The sequence below is a fragment of the Mesorhizobium sp. WSM4312 genome (genome assembly GCF_002294875.1).
Taxonomy (GTDB): Bacteria; Pseudomonadota; Alphaproteobacteria; order Rhizobiales; family Rhizobiaceae; genus Mesorhizobium.
In genome coordinates this window covers 1-19,119 of sequence record NZ_NSFU01000017.1, presented here as the reverse complement: position 1 = coordinate 19,119, position 19,119 = coordinate 1, and the positions used below count along the sequence as shown (strand labels likewise).

Annotated in this window: 16 protein-coding genes; 4 read left to right on the top strand and 12 right to left on the bottom strand. The window is 63.1% G+C overall.

The features are described 5' to 3' along the window. Positions 1 to 25: 25 nt before the first annotated feature. From CK228_RS26135 to CK228_RS26115, 5 genes are all read right to left on the bottom strand, one after another. The gene (locus CK228_RS26135) at positions 26 to 1,207 is read right to left on the bottom strand and encodes a hypothetical protein (RefSeq protein ID WP_095789674.1); all 1,182 of its coding nucleotides are present in this window, start codon (positions 1,205 to 1,207) and stop codon (positions 26 to 28) included. A 206-nt stretch (positions 1,208 to 1,413) separates the two neighbouring features. After that, positions 1,414 to 3,219 carry an ABC transporter ATP-binding protein gene (locus CK228_RS26130; protein ID WP_095789735.1) on the bottom strand — a complete coding sequence of 602 codons (1,806 nt, stop codon included), beginning with the start codon at positions 3,217 to 3,219 and terminating at the stop codon, positions 1,414 to 1,416. Between the two features lie 418 nt (positions 3,220 to 3,637). Further along, positions 3,638 to 4,021: a GNAT family N-acetyltransferase gene (locus CK228_RS26125; RefSeq protein ID WP_095789734.1), complete on the bottom strand. Its 384-nt coding sequence runs from the start codon at positions 4,019 to 4,021 to the stop codon at positions 3,638 to 3,640. A 53-nt stretch (positions 4,022 to 4,074) separates the two neighbouring features. Beyond that, positions 4,075 to 5,751: an NAD+ synthase gene (locus CK228_RS26120; RefSeq protein ID WP_095789673.1), complete on the bottom strand. Its 1,677-nt coding sequence runs from the start codon at positions 5,749 to 5,751 to the stop codon at positions 4,075 to 4,077. Between the two features lie 73 nt (positions 5,752 to 5,824). Then, positions 5,825 to 6,541, bottom strand: a complete 717-nt coding sequence (locus CK228_RS26115; protein ID WP_095789672.1) for a DNA-3-methyladenine glycosylase I — start codon at positions 6,539 to 6,541, stop codon at positions 5,825 to 5,827. 86 nt (positions 6,542 to 6,627) lie between these two features. Between CK228_RS26115 and CK228_RS26110 the strand changes: the two genes are divergently transcribed. Together CK228_RS26110 and CK228_RS26105 are read left to right on the top strand one after the other, a co-directional pair. Continuing rightward, entirely contained in the window at positions 6,628 to 7,191 is a 564-nt protein-coding gene (locus tag CK228_RS26110; RefSeq protein WP_095775339.1) for a DUF1003 domain-containing protein, read from the top strand. After that, positions 7,188 to 7,775, top strand: coding sequence for a DedA family protein (locus tag CK228_RS26105; RefSeq protein ID WP_095775338.1), 588 nt, complete (start codon positions 7,188 to 7,190; stop codon positions 7,773 to 7,775). Before CK228_RS26110 ends, CK228_RS26105 begins: the two co-directional genes overlap by 4 nt. A 23-nt stretch (positions 7,776 to 7,798) precedes the next feature. Here the strand turns inward: CK228_RS26105 and CK228_RS26100 are convergent, their stop codons facing one another. Together CK228_RS26100 and CK228_RS26095 are read right to left on the bottom strand one after the other, a co-directional pair. Next, complete coding sequence (locus CK228_RS26100) at positions 7,799 to 8,158, bottom strand: diacylglycerol kinase (protein WP_095775337.1); 360 nt, start codon at positions 8,156 to 8,158, stop codon at positions 7,799 to 7,801. A gap of 78 nt (positions 8,159 to 8,236) precedes the next feature. Then, positions 8,237 to 8,653, bottom strand: coding sequence for a GFA family protein (locus CK228_RS26095; protein WP_095775336.1), 417 nt, complete (start codon positions 8,651 to 8,653; stop codon positions 8,237 to 8,239). Positions 8,654 to 9,055: 402 nt separating this feature from the next. On the opposite strand from CK228_RS26095, the gene CK228_RS26090 reads away from it, so the two are divergent. Continuing rightward, positions 9,056 to 10,126 (top strand): diguanylate cyclase, encoded by a 1,071-nt coding sequence (locus tag CK228_RS26090; RefSeq protein WP_095775335.1) that lies wholly within the window; start codon positions 9,056 to 9,058, stop codon positions 10,124 to 10,126. 113 nt (positions 10,127 to 10,239) lie between these two features. Here CK228_RS26090 and CK228_RS26085 read toward each other — a convergent pair whose 3' ends face one another. From CK228_RS26085 to CK228_RS26075, 3 genes are all read right to left on the bottom strand, one after another. Continuing rightward, a complete protein-coding gene (locus CK228_RS26085) occupies positions 10,240 to 11,613 on the bottom strand; it encodes a 3-deoxy-7-phosphoheptulonate synthase class II (RefSeq protein WP_095775334.1) in 1,374 nt (457 codons plus the stop codon). A 134-nt stretch (positions 11,614 to 11,747) separates the two neighbouring features. Next, positions 11,748 to 15,245: a transcription-repair coupling factor gene (gene mfd, locus CK228_RS26080; protein ID WP_095789671.1), complete on the bottom strand. Its 3,498-nt coding sequence runs from the start codon at positions 15,243 to 15,245 to the stop codon at positions 11,748 to 11,750. Between the two features lie 72 nt (positions 15,246 to 15,317). Beyond that, positions 15,318 to 15,605 carry a succinate dehydrogenase assembly factor 2 gene (locus CK228_RS26075; RefSeq protein WP_095775332.1) on the bottom strand — a complete coding sequence of 96 codons (288 nt, stop codon included), beginning with the start codon at positions 15,603 to 15,605 and terminating at the stop codon, positions 15,318 to 15,320. 92 nt (positions 15,606 to 15,697) lie between these two features. Here CK228_RS26075 and recG point away from each other — a divergent pair, with 92 nt between their 5' ends. Next, positions 15,698 to 17,806 carry an ATP-dependent DNA helicase RecG gene (recG, locus tag CK228_RS26070; protein ID WP_095789670.1) on the top strand — a complete coding sequence of 703 codons (2,109 nt, stop codon included), beginning with the start codon at positions 15,698 to 15,700 and terminating at the stop codon, positions 17,804 to 17,806. On the opposite strand, the gene CK228_RS26065 is transcribed toward recG, so the two are convergent. Both CK228_RS26065 and CK228_RS26060 read right to left on the bottom strand, forming a co-directional pair. Then, the gene (locus CK228_RS26065) at positions 17,758 to 18,510 is read right to left on the bottom strand and encodes a DUF502 domain-containing protein (protein ID WP_095789669.1); all 753 of its coding nucleotides are present in this window, start codon (positions 18,508 to 18,510) and stop codon (positions 17,758 to 17,760) included. The genes recG and CK228_RS26065 overlap by 49 nt on opposite strands. A gap of 268 nt (positions 18,511 to 18,778) precedes the next feature. Next, the coding region (locus CK228_RS26060) for an SIS domain-containing protein (RefSeq protein ID WP_143750627.1) at positions 18,779 to 19,119 on the bottom strand (341 nt) is incomplete at its 5' end.

Sequence of the window (19,119 nt, the reverse complement as noted above, 5' to 3'; positions counted from 1 at the left end):
GATCAGAACAGCTGGTTGAAAGCGATCAGCGGCCGAAGTCGTCGGAACTGAGGCGGGTCCAGCGGTCGCCCATCAACCCACCGATAAAGATGTCGCCGGAGCGGACCGCTTGCGCGACCTCGGGGATGCGCGAGCGCACCATCGTCCCCCCGGCATAGCGGAAGAAGACATTCTTGTAGCTGAAGAGTTGCGGCATGAACCTGCTCTGCGTCTGCCCGATGATGCCGGCGCAGCCCATATTCCACGCGTCCTCCATCACGCCATCCAGCGTCGCACCCCAGTGAGGTCCAGAGGACTGGAGTTGCAGCAGGTTCGCGATGCCGCCGGCCTGACCGTAGAAAGCGTAGCAACCGAGCATTTTACCGGCTTCGTCGTAGGTCCCAGCAAAATGAAGGGGGCCGTCGGCCCGTTTCTCGGCCGCCAGCGCCAGCAGCCGTGGCAGCTCGCCATCCTGCCAGCGCGGCCGCAGCGAGTAATCTGAGACAAGGGTCGGCAGCCGCTCCGCAAATAGCGCGGCATCCATCGGTTCGCGATGGATCCGGTGTGACGAGGAATGCTGGACAGGCGGCTCAAACCTTTTTCTCGTAAAAGCATCGAATGCTCGGGCGCAGGGATCGAGCACGAAGCGCGGCAGGCCCGGCCATTTACCGCGCGCCACGGCCGATGCCACCGCGGCCGGGCGGAAAATGCGGGTCCATCCCAGACAATGCGTCGGCAGCAACTGGTATTTCATCGGGCGCGCGAAGGCCAGGGATACCCGGTTGGCCGAATCGGTCAGGTGCAGATCGAATTCGCCTTGATGCACGGCACGCAGCAATTGCGGCCCGGCCGAACCGTGATCGGTGCCGGTGTCAGCCATGAGCGGACCGATGATCGCGGCATTCAATGTCGCGCCGTTGAGCTCGTAGCGGGCCTTCAGGACACCGAGGAAGCCACCCAGATCTCCCTGCGGGTTGATCTGGACAAGAGCGTTGCTCGCGCCTGGCTGGCCGGCAGGGTCGAGATAGATCTTTCTCATATACTCGGCCGTCTCAGCGATGGCGCGATCGAGGAGGTGACGTCGCCGACGGCGAAACTTCGTCAGGAAGAGTGCGGCGACCCGCTCGAGATCTTCGGCGGCGAGTGGCCGAACCGAGCCATGGTGAATTGCCAGCACCGGCGGCGCAGCTACTTTTTCCGCACCGGTATCTTCGGAAGCAAGATGCATAGTGAAGCCGAAATCCTGCGCTGACCAGTTTGATCCCAGGGCACGGGCTTACGATCCCTGGGTTGCTTTTGCGTAAACAACCCGCAACCAGTGGTAGAAATAGCGTGTTGTACCCCGGCATTATAAAAAAGTATGCCGCGCAGGTCACTCTGTCTGACAGCGCCTGATGGAGATGGCCTCCGGCCGATGGCGGAGGCCATCTCAGGTCAGATGACCAGTCCCTTGGTGAGTTCGAGCGCCTGACGCTCGAACAGGCGGCGGTAGATGCCACCCTTCAGCCGGATCAGTTCGTCATGCGAGCCTTCCTCGACGACGTTGCCGCGATCGAAGACCAGCAGCCTGTCGAGCGCTCGCACCGTCGACAGCCGGTGCGCGATGACCAGCGTGGTGCGGCCGACCATCAGCCGCTCCATCGCCTGCTGGATCAGCACCTCCGATTCCGAATCGAGGCTCGACGTCGCCTCGTCCAGGATCAGGATGCGCGCATCGGCCAGGAAGGCGCGCGCGATGGCCACGCGCTGCCGCTCGCCGCCCGACAATTTCACGCCGCGCTCGCCGACCAGCGTGCCATAACCCTTCGGCAGGCTGGTGATGAAGTCATGCGCGCTGGCCAGCTTCGCGGCATGCTCGATCTCCTCCTGCGTCGCGTTTGGCCTGGCATAGGCGATGTTTTCGGCCAGCGAGCGATGGAACAGGATCGGCTCCTGCTGGACGATCGCGATCTGCCCGCGCAGCGACGCCTGCGCCACCCGCGAGATGTCCTGGCCGTCGATCAGGATCTTGCCCGCATTGACGTCATAGAGCCTCTGGATCAGCTTGACGAAGGTCGTCTTGCCCGAACCGGAGTGACCGACGAGCCCGACGCGTTCACCCGGCGCGATATCGACCGAAAAGTCGCGATAGAGCGGCGACCGGTGATTGCCGTAGTGAAAAGTGACCTTGTCGAAGCTGATCGACCCTTGCGTGATCCGGATCGGCCTGGCGCCGGGCCGGTCCTCGATGCCGAGCGGTTCGGACTGGAAATCGACCAGTTCCTCCATGTCGTTGATCGAACGCTGCAAATTGCGGATATGCGTGCCGATATCCCTGAGATAGCCCTGCAGCACGAAGAACGAGGTCAGCACGAAGGCGACGTCGCCGGCGCTCGCCTGCCCCCACGACCACAGCAGCAGCGACAGGCCGATCACCGCGGCGCGCATGACCAGCAGCAACGCCCCTTGCGTGGTGCCGTTGACGGTGCCGCGCACCCAGGTGCGCCGCGTGCGCGCCCGCCATTTGGCGACAACCTTGGCGAGGCGGCGCTCTTCGCGCACCTCGGCGCCAAAGCCCTTGACCACGGCGTTGCAGCTGACAGCGTCGGCAAGCGAACCGCCAAGGCGCGTGTCCCAGGTGTTGGCGAGCCTGGCCGCCGGCGCGACAAAGCCAAGCGACAGCATCGCCGTCACCATGATGAACAGCACCGAGCCGGCGGCAACGACCACACCCATCAGCGGCCAGAACCAGCCAAGCAGCAGCGTCGAGCCGACGAGCATGACGACCGATGGCAAGAGCGCGATCAGGATGGTGTCGTTGAGCAGGTCGAGCGCCCACATGCCGCGCGTCACCTTGCGCACGGTCGAGCCGGCAAAGCTGTTGGCGTGCCAGTCGGTGGAAAAGCGCTGGACGCGATGGAAAGCATCGGCGGCAATGTCGGCCATCATCTTCAGCGTCAGTTCGACGATGCCCATGAACGCCAGGTTGCGCAGCACGACGCCCGTCAAGGCAAGCGCCATCAATATCGAAAACGCCGTCATGGCGGCGTTCCAGGCAATGGCGTCCGCGCCGGCGCTGCTGGCGACGGCGTCGACCAGGCGGCCGGAATAGAGCGGCGTCAGGACGTCGGCCAGCGTCGACAGCAGGAAACCACCTATGACCAGCGAAAGCCGCCACGGCTGGCGCCGCCAATGGGTAAGTGTGAAACCAAGAACGCTGCGAAAGGCGCTCGCGCGCAAATCGATCTTGAAACGAGCCATGATGTCATTCGGGCGCAAACGAGCCCGATCCCAGTAAGGTCGAAAATTGAAGAAGCCGCGCAAGGGGCGAATGATTGCCCAGAAGCGGGATGGCATATTTTGGCGTCACGCCCGCAATCGGGCGGCGACCGGCATCGGCATAAGCCTGTGCTCAATTTGGCTCCGATGCGAAGGACGGACCTTCGCGCGGCGCCAGATGAGGCCTAGGCTTCGCGGCCTCGCATTACCATTTTAAATACTGCCATTCGGACCTCCCGCAAATGAATCGCGGAGTGGTCCTTATAGAGACGCTCTGATGCAACGCCAAGACGGGCCTTGCCAAAAAGCGTATCCGGTGCAACCAGTGCGATTATTTTGCAACAACGGCGGCGGGAGCTTTCGCCGCGTTGCGGTCACTGGGCGTGCGGTCCAAGCGCATCTATCGGCCATCGGTCGATGCCTTGAAGCCCAGCTTTTCGTAGACCCCATGCGCATCACCGGTCGACAGGCTCCAGTGCGAGACGGTGCCGAGCTCGGGATGATCGATGAGTGCCTGCACCAGCCGCTGGCCAATGCCCTGCCCGCGATTCTCGGGCCAGACGATGATGTCGGCGAGATAGGCGAACACCGTGCGGTCGGTGATCGCCCTGCCGAAACCGACCTGCTTTCCGTCGATGTAGGCGGCGGCGCAGAACGAATTGGCGAAGGCCCGGCGATGAAACTCGTCGCTGCGTCCCGCCCCCCAATAGCTCGCCATCAGCAGGTTGGAGGTCGCACGGAAGTCGATTCGCGCAAGGTCGAAGCTGATCTCACAGTCCAGCATGGCTGTCTCGCCCCGCGGCATCGCGTATTTTCGCCCATTGGACGAACTGCGCGTTACCCACGATCCCTGAAACGGTTGGTGATGGGATAGCGGCGATCGCGGCCGAAATTCTTACGGGTGATCTTCACCCCCGGTGCCGCCTGCCGGCGCTTGTATTCAGCGATGTAAAGCAGGTGTTCGATGCGCGTCACCGTCGCCCGGTCATGGCCGCGCGCGACTATGTCGTCGACGCCCATCTCATTCTCGACCAGGCATTCGAGGATGTCGTCCAGCACCGGATAGGGCGGCAGTGAATCCTGGTCGGTCTGGTTCTCGCGCAACTCCGCCGACGGTGCCTTGTCGATGATGTTCTTCGGGATGATCTGGCCCGATGGCCCGAGCGCGCCCGGCGGCACATGGCTGTTGCGCCAACGCGACAGCGCGTAGACCTGCATCTTGTAGAGATCCTTGATCGGATTGAAGCCGCCATTCATGTCGCCATAGAGCGTGGCATAGCCGACCGACATCTCGCTCTTGTTGCCTGTCGTGACCACCATCGAGCCGAATTTGTTGGAAATCGCCATCAGAATGGTGCCGCGCGCGCGGCTCTGTAAATTTTCCTCGGTGATGCCTTCCTTGGTGCCCTCGAAGAGCTGCGTCAGCGCATGCAGGAAACCTTCAACCGGCTCGAAGATCGGCACGATGTCATAGCGGCAGCCGAGCGCGCGGGCGCAATCCTCGGCGTCCTTGAGCGAATCCTTCGAGGTGTAGCGGTAGGGCATCATCACCGCGCGCAACCGCTCTTCGCCGAGCGCGTCGACGGCAAGGGCGGCACAGATCGCCGAATCGATGCCGCCGGACAGGCCGAGCACCACATTCTTGAAGCCGTTCTTGTTGACGTAGTCGCGCAGGCCCAGCATGCAGGCGCGATAGTCGGCCTCCTCCCGCTCGGGGATCTTCGACATTGGCCCTTCCGAGCAGACCCAGCCGTCCTCCCCGCGCTTCCATGTGATGACGTCGACCGCTTCCTCGAACTGGCTCATCTGGAAAGCCAATGTCTTGTCGGCGCCGATGGCAAACGACGCGCCGTCGAAGATCAGCTCATCCTGACCGCCAAGCTGATTGGCATAGGTGATGGGCAATCCGCATTCGATGACCTGGCGGATGACGACCTGATGGCGGACATCGATCTTGGCCCGATAGTAAGGCGAGCCGTTCGGCACCAGCAGGATTTCTGCCCCGCTTTCCGCCAGCGATTCGCAGATGCCGACATCGCCCCAGATGTCCTCGCAAATCGGAATGCCGATGCGCACGCCACGGAAATTGACAGGTCCCTGGATCTCGGGTCCTGCCTGGAACACGCGCTTCTCATCGAACTCGCCATAATTCGGCAGGTCGAGCTTGTAGCGTTCGGCGATGATCTTGCCACCATCGGCGACGACGATCGAATTGTGCGTCCCGCTCTTGCGCTTCAGCGGCGTGCCGATGATGACGCCGGGGCCGCCATCCGATGTATCGGCGGCAAACTCCTGCGCCGCCTTTTCGCAGGCCTTCAGGAAGGCCGGCTTCAGCACCAGGTCCTCGGGAGGATAACCGGCGAGGAAAAGCTCGGTGTAGAGCACGAGATCGGCGCCCTGGCGCGCGGCATCCGCCCTCGCCTCGCGGGCCTTGGCGAGATTGCCGGCGACATCGCCGACGGTCGGGTTGAGCTGGGCGATCGCGATGCGCAGTAGGTCGGGCTTCTTGGTCATGCCTGCTGACTTAGCGCGGCACAATTCGCCTCGCAATGGCGTTGGCTTGGACCACCCCGACCGAGACCGTCGATCAGTCGTCGCCCATATATTCGCGCAGCGACTGCGGAGAATGGTTCTCGCCGATCGACATCGCCAGGATGCGCGAAATGTGCCGGCGCGGCAGGCTGGTGTCCGCCACCCATTGATTGATCTGCGCCTGGATCTTGTCGAGGTCCCTCTTCGAGGTCGGGCTTTCGGCGATGTCGAGGCCGGCGTCACGAAGCGCTGCTGCCATGTCGGCCGAGATGACGAAGGCATCCCAGCCCAGCCAGCGCAGGAAATACTGGCCCGTATTGCCGCCCAGCCGGCTGCCATGCTTGCCGAGATAGGCCATCAGCCCGACCTGGTCGTCGGCAGGCCAGTTGGCGAGGAATTCGCCGAAGCCGCCATGCTCCTTCGACGCGCGTTCGACGAAGGCAGCGTTGTCGCGCACGGATTTGATTTTCTGCGGGTTGCGCACAATGCGCTGGTCGGAAGCCAGATCGTGCCAGAAATCGTCAGGCTGGAACAACAGCCGCTTCGGCTCGAAGCGCAGAAACGCCTCCTCGAAACCGGGCCATTTCTGCTCGATGACCCGCCAGACGAAACCGGCGGCAAAGATCCGCTCGGCCATGGTCGAGAGAATGCGGTCGTCCGGGGTATCGGCGACCGCGGCATTGTCGGGCACTGGCCCAAGCAGCGTTGCAAGCTCGGCTTCGCCGCCCTTGCGCTTTGCCGCGCGCAGGCGAATTTTCTGGAAATCGGCCATGGGTCCCTCGCTGTTGGCTTGAATGTAACACTTCCCGCGAGAGGCGGCAGCCTCTACGTCTATCTCCACTGACGACGGAGACGGCCATGAACAAGACAATCGACGACCTGGCGAACCGCTGGCTCAAGCGACGGCCGGACGGCCTCAGCCAGTTGGAGAGCCGCGTGCTGCAATCGACGCTCGAGCGCACCACTATCTCCAGGGACACCAACAAGGCCGTCGCTTTCCACCAGACCTTTGGCGACCGCCTCGCCGATACGATCGCCCGCATCGGCGGTTCCTGGTCCTTCATCCTGGGCTTCATCGCTTTCCTGGTTGTCTGGACAGTCGGCAATGTCTGGCTTTTGACGCGCGATGCCTTCGACCCTTACCCGTTCATCTTCCTCAATCTGGTGCTGTCGATGGTCGCCGCCTTGCAGGCGCCGGTGATCATGATGGCGCAGAACCGCCAGACCGAACGCGACCGCATCGACGCCGCCCATGATTATGAGGTCAATCTGAAGGCCGAGATCGAGATCATGGCGCTGCACGAGAAACTCGATGAACTGCGCCACAGCCAGATCATCGGCATGCGCGACGAGATCGTGCGGCTGACGGAAGCGGTCAAGCGCATCGACGAGAGGCTGGCGCGGCAGCAGTCGGCCTCATGACCGAAGCCATCCATCCTTTCATCGAACAATATGGGCTGCTTGCCGTCTTTCTCGGCTGCGTCGCCGAAGGGGAAAGCGCCGCCATCCTCGGCGGTTTCTTCGCCCACCAGAATGTTTTCGTGCTGTGGCACGCTGTTGTCGCGGCAGCGCTCGGCGCCTTCGCCGGCGACACCTGCTTCTTCATCCTGGGCAGAAGTTTTGCCGATAACCGCCATGTCGTCAGGCTGCGCAGGCGGCCGGGCTTCCGCCGCGCCTACCGTCTGCTCAACACCCATCCCAACATCTTCGTGCTGTCGAATCGCTATGTCTACGGCATGCGCCTGGTTGGTGGCATCGCGGCCGGCCTGTCGACCATAGCAGCACCCCGCTTCGTCATCCTCAACGCCATCTCATCGACGATCTGGGCGGTGCTGTTCAGTACGATCGGCTATGTCTTCGGGCTGGGCGCCGAGCATTTCGTCGGCCAGGCGCTGATGCGCCACGAGCGGCTGTTCATCGGGCTCGGCATTGGCCTCACCGTGGCCGTGCTGGCCTGGCTTGTCGCCCGCCACATCGCCAAGCGGGAACGTCGCCGGGAGCAGTGATGCCGCCGGCCTCGCTCGGAAGGTCAGATCGGAAAGCCGGTGATCCGCTCGATGAGCGCGATACCCCAGACGCCGGCGACGATGACCACCGAGATCAGCACCGCCAGCGAACCGCAATCCTTGGCCAGCTGGATGTCGACATTGAACTCGCGGCTGAAGGCATCGCAGGCCGCCTCGATGCCGGTGTTCAGCACCTCGACCATGATCAGCAACAGCACCGCCCCGACCAGAAGCGCATAACCACGCCAGGAGACTGAAACGAACCACGCAGCGGGCAAGGCGAGCACCAGCAGCATCAGTTCCTGCTGGAAAGCCTTCTCGCTGGCGGCCAGCTTGCGAAACGCCCGCACCGAATTGAAAAAAGCGTCGATCAGCCGCTGCATGCCCAAACCTCTTTGCGAGTTACCGGCACGAGATAAAGCAACGGCCCGATCAAGGGAATAAGGCGTCTTGTCCAAAATTCATTCAGCGACCGCTATCGAAGGCGTCGACTTTTCAAACTGCGGCAACCCGTCGTCGATCGAATAATAGTCGCCCTTGTCACCAACGAAGATATGACAGTCGCCCTTGAGACCTGTCGGCTTGTCGAACGCTCCCGCCATGACCGAAATATAATCTTGAGCCCTTGGCTTCCAGAACAGCACGGAGCCGCAAGTCTTGCAGAAGCCGCGCCCGGCGAAAGCGGACGCTTCATACCATGTGATGCTTTCGGCGCCTTCGATCACGATGTCGGCGTCGGCGACATTGGTCGCGGCATAGAAATGCCCGCTTTGCTTCCGGCATTGCGAGCAATGACAGTAGACGACGCCGCGCAATGCTCCCCTTGTCCGGAAGCGGACCGCTCCGCACAGGCATGATCCCTGGTGACTGTCACTCATTTCGGCGCTCCTGGAGAAACCTCGCCCAGCATCATTGCCAGGATTCCAGCTTTGCGGTGGTTGCGCGCAAGCAAATGCGACATCGATTGGCGTGACAGATTCGAAATTCCATCGGGACAACAGGCGGATTTCGAAGTCAAAGCCCTCAAACCGGACGCTTTCCCGCTGTGGTGGTACAAGATTTATGCTTCTACAGCCACAGGTAGCGAAAAACCCATGGAGGTCGTGCGGATTAAGGAAACTTTAGCGCCACCGCATCTATGGTCACGCCAAGCGAAGATGGCGGGTGGGGACGCGTCTCTTCGCAAGATGTTCTGGACTATCGGGTCGCGCTCCCCAGGTCGGCGATCAATGGAACCCGCAAATTCCGCGTCGGGATCCGAGGGGAAGAGTGGATCAGACATGCAGCCGGCAGCAGCCACGACCGAACGAAACACCGACATCGCAGCCACGGTTGTCGCGACCATGCGCCAGCTTGGCGTCCTCGGCCTGCCGCGCAACTACGAAATCTTCTACGAGGCATTGAGCGGCACCAACCGCGAGCTCAGTCTCGCCGTCGTGTCGCTGAGCAGCCGGCCGACGCAGGATGAATTGGATAAGATCGGACGCGCCTTCTTTGCCCAGAACCACGGCCCCGGCATCGTCGAGCATGCGCGGGACGTCATCGCCCGGGAACTCGAGGAGGTCGCGGCGCTTTTGCGGAGCGAACGCAGCCACATCGAAAAATACGGCAGGATCCTCGACGAGACATCGAACGGCCTGAGTGGCCGCAGCTTGCTCTCGCAGGACCTTCTGCAAAAAATCGCCAACGCCATGGCCGTTGCCACCAATTCGACGATCGATCACGGCAAGCAGATCGCTTCGACGCTCAGCGACAAGACGGCCGAACTCGAAAGCGTCAAGTCGAAGCTCGAGGAATACAAGCGGCTGGCCGATACGGACCCGTTGACCCAGATTCGGAACCGCCGCGCCTTCGACAAGGAAATCACCCGGATCTACACCAGCAACAAGGGTATCCTGTTCAACGCCTTGATCCTTGCCGACATCGATCGGTTCAAGGACATCAACGACCGCTACGGCCATCCTGTCGGCGACAAGATCATCCAGATCATCGCCGAGATTTTCCAAACCAGCATTCGCGGCGACATGTTCGTCGCCCGCACCGGCGGCGAGGAGTTCGCGCTGATCATCGAGGGTGCCAGCGAAGACGCCACCTACGAGATCGCCGAGCGCATTCGCGCCCTGATCGAGCAGACGCCGTTCACCAGCAGCCAGACCGGCATGAATTACGGAACCGTGACCGTCTCGATGGGCATCTGCATGGCATCCGAGGCCGAAGGCCCGGAGGACCTCTACACCAAGGCCGACCGTGCACTCTACCGTTCGAAAGTGAGCGGCCGCAACCGCGTCACCAAGCATTCGACGATGGCCGGCCGCGCCGGCAAGAGCTGGCTGCTCTACAAGAAGGATTGACGCCTTCTATCAGCTGATCGCGCTGGCAGCTGCCGAGAACACAAACGTGAGCTAAAACGAAGAAGGCGCCGGATTTCTCCAGCGCCTTTCCTTAATCGGGTCATTGGCCGGCATCAGCCGTTGACGGCCTGCTTGTGCTGCACCGGGTGGCTTTTCTTCAGGAGATCCGACACCAGGAAGGCGAGCTCGATCGCCTGGTCGGCATTGAGGCGCGGGTCGCAATGCGTGTGGTAACGGTCCTGCAATTCCTCGGCCGTGATGGCGCGCGCGCCACCCGTGCATTCGGTGACGTTCTTGCCGGTCATCTCGACATGGATGCCGCCCGGATGCGTGCCTTCGGCGCGGTGCACCTCGAAGAAGGTCTGCACCTCCTTCAGGATGCGGTCGAACGGCCGCGTCTTGTAACCGGCGGCCTCAATCGTGTTGCCATGCATGGGGTCCGACGACCAGACCACGCTGCGGCCTTCCTTCTGCACCGCGCGCACCAGCTTCGGCAGATGGTCGGCGACCTTGTCGGAGCCGAAGCGGGCGATCAGCGTCAGCCGGCCGGGCTCGTTCTCGGGGTTGAGCAGGTCGATCAGCTCCAGCAAGCCGTCAGCGGTCAGCGACGGGCCGCATTTCAGGCCGAGCGGGTTCTTGATGCCGCGGCAATACTCGACATGGGCATGATCGGGCTGGCGCGTGCGGTCGCCGATCCAGATCATGTGGCCCGACGTGGCATACCAGTCGCCGGAGGTCGAATCGACGCGGGTCAGAGCTTCCTCATAGCCAAGCAGCAGCGCTTCATGGCTGGTGTAGAAATCGGTCTCGCGCAGCGCGTAATTGGTCTCCGAGGTGATGCCGACGGCCTTCATGAAGTCCATCGTCTCGGTGATGCGGTTGGCGAGCTCACCGTATTTTTCGCCCTGCGGGCTGTCGGCGACGAAGCCGAGCATCCAGCTATGCACGTTCTCCAAGCTGGCATAGCCGCCCTGGGCGAAGGCGCGCAGAAGGTTGAGCGTCGCCGCCGACTGGCGGTACGCCATTTCCTGGCGGGCAGGATCGGGAATACGGGACTTGGCGTCGAATTCGATGCCGTTGATGATGTCGCCGCGATAGCTCGGCAGCGTCACCTCGCCCTTGGTCTCATTGTCAGACGAACGCGGCTTGGCGAACTGGCCGGCGACGCGTCCGACCTTCACCACCGGCTGTGCGCCGGCGAAGGTCAGCACGACCGACATCTGCAGGAAGACGCGGAAGAAGTCGCGGATGTTGTCGGCGCCGTGCTCGGCAAAGCTTTCAGCGCAGTCGCCGCCCTGGAGCAGGAACGCCTCACCGGCAGCGACCGCCGCGAGCTGCTTCTTGAGCTTGCGCGCCTCGCCGGCAAAGACCAGTGGCGGGTAGGTGGCGAGTTGGGCTTCGGTGTTCTTGAGCGCGGCAAGGTCCGGATAGGCAGGAACCTGCTTGATCGGCTTTGCTCTCCACGAATTTGGCGACCATTTCGTCATCGCTGCACCCAACACTCTTTCCGGCGAGCACCCTCGCCCGCCATTTCCGCCCCTATATGGGTTGGCGGCTCCATACACGAAGCCGATTTCCTATTCTAGACCGGAATTTCAGCGCTGGCGAATGGGTCGGGGGGCTACGCAGCCTTCTCAACCAGGCGCGCCAGTTGTGTCATGACCACCGCCGAGCCCGCCAGCCGTTTCTCGGCGGTCGGCCATTCGCGGGCGAAGACGACGCTGTGATCCGGGCGGATCTTGGCCAGCGAACCCTGCTCGCCGATGAACTTGACCAGGCCGACCGGGTTGGAGAACTCGCGCTTGCGGAAATGAATGACGACGCCCTTCGGCCCGGCGTCGAGCTTCTCGACATTGGCCTTGCGGCAAAGCGCCTTGATGAAGACGATTTTCAACAGATGCTTCACCTCGTCCGGCAGCGGGCCGAAACGGTCGATCAGTTCGGCGCCGAAAGCGTCGATCTCCTCAGTGTCTTCGAGGTCGCCGAGGCGGCGGTAGAGCGCCAGCCTGAGCTGCAGGTCCGGCACGTAGCTTTCGGGGATCATCACCGCCGTGCCGACGGCGATCTGCGGCGACCAGCCGCCATCCAGGACCTCGCCGGAATCCTTCACCTCGGCGACAGCCTCTTCCAGCATCTGCTGGTAGAGTTCGAAGCCGACCTCCTTGATATGGCCGGACTGCTCTTCGCCCAGGAGATTGCCGGCGCCCCTTATATCGAGATCGTGGCTGGCGAGCTGGAAGCCGGCGCCCAGCGTGTCGAGCGATTGCAGCACCTTCAGCCGGCGCTCGGCCGTATCGGTGAGCTTGCGGTTGGCCGGCAGCGTGAACAACGCATAGGCGCGCACCTTCGAGCGCCCGACCCGGCCGCGCAGCTGGTAGAGCTGCGACAGGCCGAACATGTCGGCGCGGTGGATGATCAGCGTGTTGGCGGTCGGGATGTCGAGGCCGGATTCGACGATGGTGGTCGACAGAAGTACGTCGTATTGCCCGTCATAGAAGGCATTCATGATGTCGTCGAGCTCGCCCGGCGGCATCTGGCCATGGGCAACCGCCACTTTCAGTTCGGGCACGGATTCTTTCAGGAAATCATGGATTTCCGAGAGGTCGCTGATACGTGGAACGACATAGAAGGAGTGGCCGCCACGATAGCGCTCGCGCAGCAGCGTCTCGCGAATGACCAGCGGATCGAAGGGCGAGATGAAAGTGCGCACCGCCATGCGGTCGACCGGCGGCGTGGCGATCAACGACAGCTCGCGCACCCCGGTCAGTGCCAGTTGAAGCGTGCGCGGGATCGGCGTCGCCGACAGCGTCAGCACATGGACGTCGGTCTTCAGATCCTTCAGCCTTTCCTTGTGCTTGACGCCAAAGTGCTGCTCCTCGTCGATGATCAGCAGGCCGAGATTCTTGAACGAGATCGACGAACCGAGCAGCGCATGCGTGCCGACAACGATGTCGACCTGCCCCTCGGCCAAAGCCTTCTTCGTCTCCGCCAGTTCCTTGGCGCCGACCAGCCGCGAGGCCTGGGCGACGCGGATGGGAAGGCCTGAGAAACGCTGCAAGAACGTCTTGTAATGCTGGCGCGACAACAGCGTCGTCGGCACCACGACCGCGACCTGGAACCCTTCCATCGCCGCGATGAAGGCGGCGCGCAGCGCCACTTCCGTCTTGCCGAAGCCGACATCGCCGCAGATCAGCCGGTCCATCGGCTTGCCGGCGCCGAGGTCATCCCTGACGGAGTCGATGGCCGTCTGCTGGTCGTCGGTTTCCTCGTAGGGGAAACGCGCGGCGAATTCGTCATAGAGGCCTTCGGCCGGCACCAGAGCCGGCGCGGCGCGCATCTGCCGCTCGGCGGCGATGCGGATCAGCTGCCCGGCCATGTCGAGCAGGCGCCGCTTCAGCTTGGCCTTGCGCGACTGCCAGGCGCCGCCGCCGAGCTTGTCCAGCGTCGCTTCGGCCGTGTCAGAACCGTAGCGCGACAGCAGCTCGATGTTTTCCACCGGCAGGAACAGCCGGTCGTCGCCGGCATAGTGGATTTCCAGGCAATCATGCGGCGCGCCGACCGCCTCGATGGTGCGCAGACCGATGAAGCGGCCAATGCCATGGTCGGCATGGACAACGATATCGCCGGCCGACAGCGCCGAAGCCTCAGCAATGAAGTCGGAGGCGCGCTTCTTGCGCTTTGAACGCCTGATCAGCCGGTCGCCCAGAATATCCTGTTCGGCAACGACGACCAGTTTTTCGGTCTCGAAGCCGGATTCGAGCGGCAGCACGGCCAATGCCGCCTGCCCCGGCTCGAGCTGTTCGGCTTCCGCCAGCGTCCCGACCTGCTTGAGATTGCCGAGGTGATGCTCGGTGAGGATCTGGCCAAGCCGGTCGAGCGAACCTTCCGTCCAGCCGGCGATGACAATACGCCGACGTGCCGCGCGCTCGTCGGCGATATGCCTGACGACGACGTCGAAGACGTTGACGTTCGGATCGGCGCGCTCCTCAACGAAACTGCGGCCATGGCGCGAGCCGGCGTGGTAGACCTTTTTCGCGCCGGCATCGGGCGCGTCGAAGGGCGTGAAGTCGATCGCGTCGCGCGGACCGAGCGAGGCGATCAGGTTTTCCGGCGAGAGATAGAGCAGATCGGGCGCAACCGGCTTGTAGGGCACCGCATCCTTCAGCGCGGCGTCGGCCTGCTTTTTGCGCGCTTCATAATGGTCGAGGATCAGCGTGTGACGCTCCGCCAGCGCTTCATGCGCCAGATGGTCGAAAACGACAGGCGTATCCGGCAGATAGTCGAACACCGTCTCCAGCCGCTCATAGAAGAACGGCAGCCAATGCTCCATGCCGGCGAACCGCCTGCCCTCGCTGACTGCCGTGTAGAGCCCGTCGTCGCGCTGCGGCGCGCCGAACGCTTCGATATAGGAGCGGCGGAAGCGGCTGATGGTTTCAGGCGTCAGCGCCACTTCGCTCATCGCCTGCAGCGCCATCGACTTGCGCTGGCCGGTGGTGCGCTGGGTGGCGGCATCGAAGACGCGGATCGATTCCAGCGTATCGCCGAAGAAATCGAGGCGCAGCGCCTCGGTCCAACCCGGAGCAAACAGGTCGAGAATGCCGCCGCGCACCGCGAACTCGCCGATGCCGCGAACTGTCGGCACCCGCTCGAAGCCGGACGTTTCCAGCCGCGCAATCAGCACGTTCATGTCGATCTGGTTGCCAGGCCTGGCATGAAAGGTCTGTGCCTCGACCAGGTCGGCCGGCGGAACGCGCTGCAGAAGCGCATTGGCGGTGGTGAGGATGACGGCGCGATGCGGCTTCTTCGCCAGCGCGATCATCGCTGTCAGGGCATCGAGGCGCTTGGCGGCGGCATCCGAGCCGGGCGAGACGCGATCGTAGGGCAGACAGTCCCAAGCCGGCAGTTCCAGCACCGGCAGGCCAGGCGCGGCAAAGGCCAGTGCCTCGATGATAACAGGCAGGCGCTGGCCGTCACGCGCCACGAACAGCACCGGCTTGTCGGGCGCGATCTCGAGTGCGGCCTGCACCAGTGCGAACGCCTCGTACCCATCGGCGACACCATCGACGATGAATTGGCCGGCACGGCCTTTCGGCAGACCAATGGTGGGAATGAGGCTCATCAAATCACGGTCTTTGTTTGTCGCAATTCCTGTGGGAAAACCGCTTCGCACTTTTCCTGGAATTGCTGTTGTTCAGAAAGTCATGGTCCGGCGGGACGCCAGGATCTTTTGCAGGACAGGACAATCGATATCCGCCGGGATCGGGCGTTCACCGGTGATAAGCGGTAGGAATTCGGTGTCGGAAATGTCGAGGAGCCCCTCATATTGTTCGATTTCATCAGCCGTCAAGGCGCCGATCTCGGCGTCGGCGAAGGTGCCGAGGATGAGATCCATCTCGCGCATGCCGCGATGCCAGGAGCGGAACAACAGCTTGCGGCGGTGGGCGTCCAGCCCCTCGCTTGATCGTTTCGTTCCGGTCATTGTGGCGCATCCTCACTTGCTGCGGCGCATATAGCGTGGATAGAAGGGGCTGTCAGCCTTGCGCTGTAGCCGTCGCGACATAAGCTGACATCATGCGTCCTTCCATCCTCGATCCGCTGTTTGTTCCGATTACTTCGCTTGCCGGCGTCGGACCGAAGGTCGGCGCGCTGATCGAGAAGGTCGTCACCGCTGATCTTGGTGATCGAGCGGCCCGCGCCGGCGAGCTTCTGTTCGTGCTGCCGCATACCGTCATCGACCGCCGCAGTCGGCCGGGCATTGCCGGTTCCGCGGAAGGCCAGATCGTGACCCTCGACGTGCGCATCGATCGCCACCAGCCGCCGCCACGCGGCAACCGGTCGGTGCCTTACAGGGTCTACGCCCATGACGATACCGGCGAGATCGGCCTGACCTTCTTTCATGCGCACGCCGCCTATCTCGAAAAGGCAATGCCCGTGGGCGAGCATGTCGTGGTCTCGGGCCGCATGGAATGGTTCAACGGCCGCCCGACCATGGTTCACCCCGACCACATCGCGCTGGCCAGCGAAGCGGAGAACCTGCCGCTGGTCGAACCGGTCTATCCGCTCACCGCGGGCCTCTCGGGCAAGGTGCTGCGCCGCGCGATCGGCCAGGCGCTGGCGCGACTGCCCGAATTTCCGGAGTGGCAGGACGGCGCCTTCATGCGCCGGCACACCTTTCCCAGCTTTGCCGACGCGCTTACCCGCATCCACAATCCGGCCGATCCCATCGACGTTTCCATCGACGGCGCGGCCTGGCGGCGTCTTGCCTATGACGAGTTGCTGGCGGGCCAGGTCTCGCTGGCGCTGGTGCGGGCAAAGATCCGCCGCCTGTCCGGCCGCCCCCTGGTCGGCGACGGCCGCATCGTCGAGAAACTCCGTGCAGCCCTTCCCTATTCGCTGACCGCAAGCCAGGAATTCGCGCTGGCCGAAATCAATGCCGACCTTGCCGACCCCGAGCGCATGCTGCGGCTGCTGCAGGGCGATGTCGGCTCGGGCAAGACGGTGGTCGCGCTGCTTGCCATGGCGCGCGCCGTCGAGGCCGGCGGCCAGGCGGCACTGATGGCACCGACCGAAATCCTGGCGCGCCAGCATCTGGCGACGATCGCGCCGCTCGCCGCCAAGGTCGGCCTGCGCATCGCCATCCTCACCGGCCGCGAAAAGGGCCGCGAACGCACCGAAACATTGGCCGGCCTGGCAAGCGGCGAGCTCGACATCGTCGTCGGCACCCACGCGCTGTTCCAGGAGACGGTGACCTTCCACGATCTGGTGCTCGCCGTCATCGACGAGCAGCATCGTTTCGGCGTCCACCAGCGGCTTGCCATCACCGCCAAGGGCGACGCGCCAGACATGCTGGTGATGACCGCCACACCGATCCCACGCACGCTGGTGCTGACCGCCTTCGGCGACATGGATGTCTCCAAGCTGACGGAAAAGCCCGCCGGGCGACAGCCGATCCGCACCGTCACGCTGCCGCTGGAGCGTCTCGACGAACTGGTCGACCGCATGGAGGATGCCGTCGCCGGGGGCCAGAAAATCTACTGGATCTGCCCGCTGGTCGAGGAATCCGAAGAGATCAAGCTGATGTCGGCCGAGGATCGCTTTGCCTCGCTGAAACCGTTGTTCGGCGACCGCATCGGCCTTGTCCACGGCCGCATGAAGGGCACCGAGAAGGACGAGGCGATGCGCGCCTTCAAGGAGGGCGAGACGCGCATCCTGATCGCCACCACGGTCATCGAGGTCGGCGTCGACGTGCCCGATGCCACCGTCATGGTCATCGAGCATGCCGAGCGCTTCGGCCTTGCGCAACTGCACCAGCTGCGCGGCCGGGTCGGGCGCGGCGACAAGCCATCCTCTTGCGTGCTGCTCTACAAGGACCCGCTCGGCGAGACGGCAAAACGCCGGCTGTCGGTGATGCGCGAGACCGAGGACGGCTTTTTGATCGCCGAGGAAGACCTGAAATTGCGCGGCGAAGGCGAGCTGTTGGGCACCCGCCAGTCCGGCACACCCGGCTTCCAGGTGGCGCGCATCGAGGCGCATGCCGATCTCCTGGAGGCTGCCCGCGACGATGCAAGGCTTATCCTGTCACGCGACCCGGAGCTGCAATCCGACCGCGGCGAGGCGCTGCGCCTGCTGCTCTATTTGTTCGGCCGCGACGCGGCCGTTCGGCTTCTGCGCGCCGGGTGAGGCCCCAATGGCGGATTGGCGACGGTTCCGTTGATCGGCTCGCCATTCAGCGTCACCATCTTGCTTTTCACCTCGGGCGCCACCAGTCCGGCCGAAACGATTAGCTTGGCGCCGTCCTCGATCGTCATGTCGAGCAGCACGATGTCCGACTTCAGCACATACATCAGGAACCCGGTCGTCGGGTTCGGCGTGCAGGGCATGAACACGGCGATCAGCGGGTCGCCTTCCTGATCGAGCTTCTCATTGATCTCGGTTTCCTTCTCGCTTGCGACGAACACCAGCGACCACACGCCCTTGCGCGGATATTCGACCAGTCCGACCTGGCGGAACATGTCGCCCTTGTTCGACAGCACGGTCTCGAAGATCTGCTTCAGCGAGCCATAGATGCCGCGCACCAGCGGCATGCGGCCAAGCAGGCGCTCGCCGAAACCGACAATGGCGCGGCCGACAATGTTGGCGGTGAGGAAACCGATCAGCGTGACCAGGATCAGTGCGACGATCAGCCCGAACCCGGGGACCGGAAACGGCAGATAGGTATCGGGGCTGTAACGCGCCGGAATATAGGGCTTTACCCAGGAATCGACCCAGCCGATGAACGACCAGGCGATATAGGCGGTGATCGCCAGCGGTGCGCAGACGACGAACCCCGTGAGGAAATAGTTCCTCAGCCGGGTCATGCCTGAGGTCTTGGAAGCATCGGACATGGTTCACCGGGCGCGGGTTGCAGCGCAACATTAGTGAACCGGGACGCCGTTTGGAACTGCGAAGTTTTTAAAAGGACTCGCTCTATGACGCGGCTCTCAGTGTTCCAAACGGAAGCTGCTGCCGTTCGCGATTAGGCCGAAACATCCCTCCCTCGTCATCCTCGGGTCTGCGCAGAAGCTTTGCTCCTGCTCCGCCCGTGGATGACGAAAGAAGGGCTATCGCCAGCTGGACTTCGAATTGCTGCCCGCCAAGCAAGCAGTGACAGTGCTATTCCACCGTGACCGATTTCGCCAGATTGCGCGGCTGGTCGACGTCGGTGCCCATGAACACGGCGGCGAAATAGGCCAGCATCTGGATCGGCAGCGCGTAGATGATCGGCGAGATGATTTCCGGCACGTCCGGCAGGATGATCGTCTCCATCGTCTTGACGCTCACCTGTGCGGCGCCCTTGGCATCGGTGATCAGGATGATCTTGCCGCCACGCGCCGCCACTTCCTGCATGTTCGACACGGTCTTCTCGAAAATGCGGTCATGCGGCGCAATGACGATGACCGGCATGTTCTCGTCGATCAGCGCGATCGGCCCATGCTTCAACTCGCCCGCCGCAT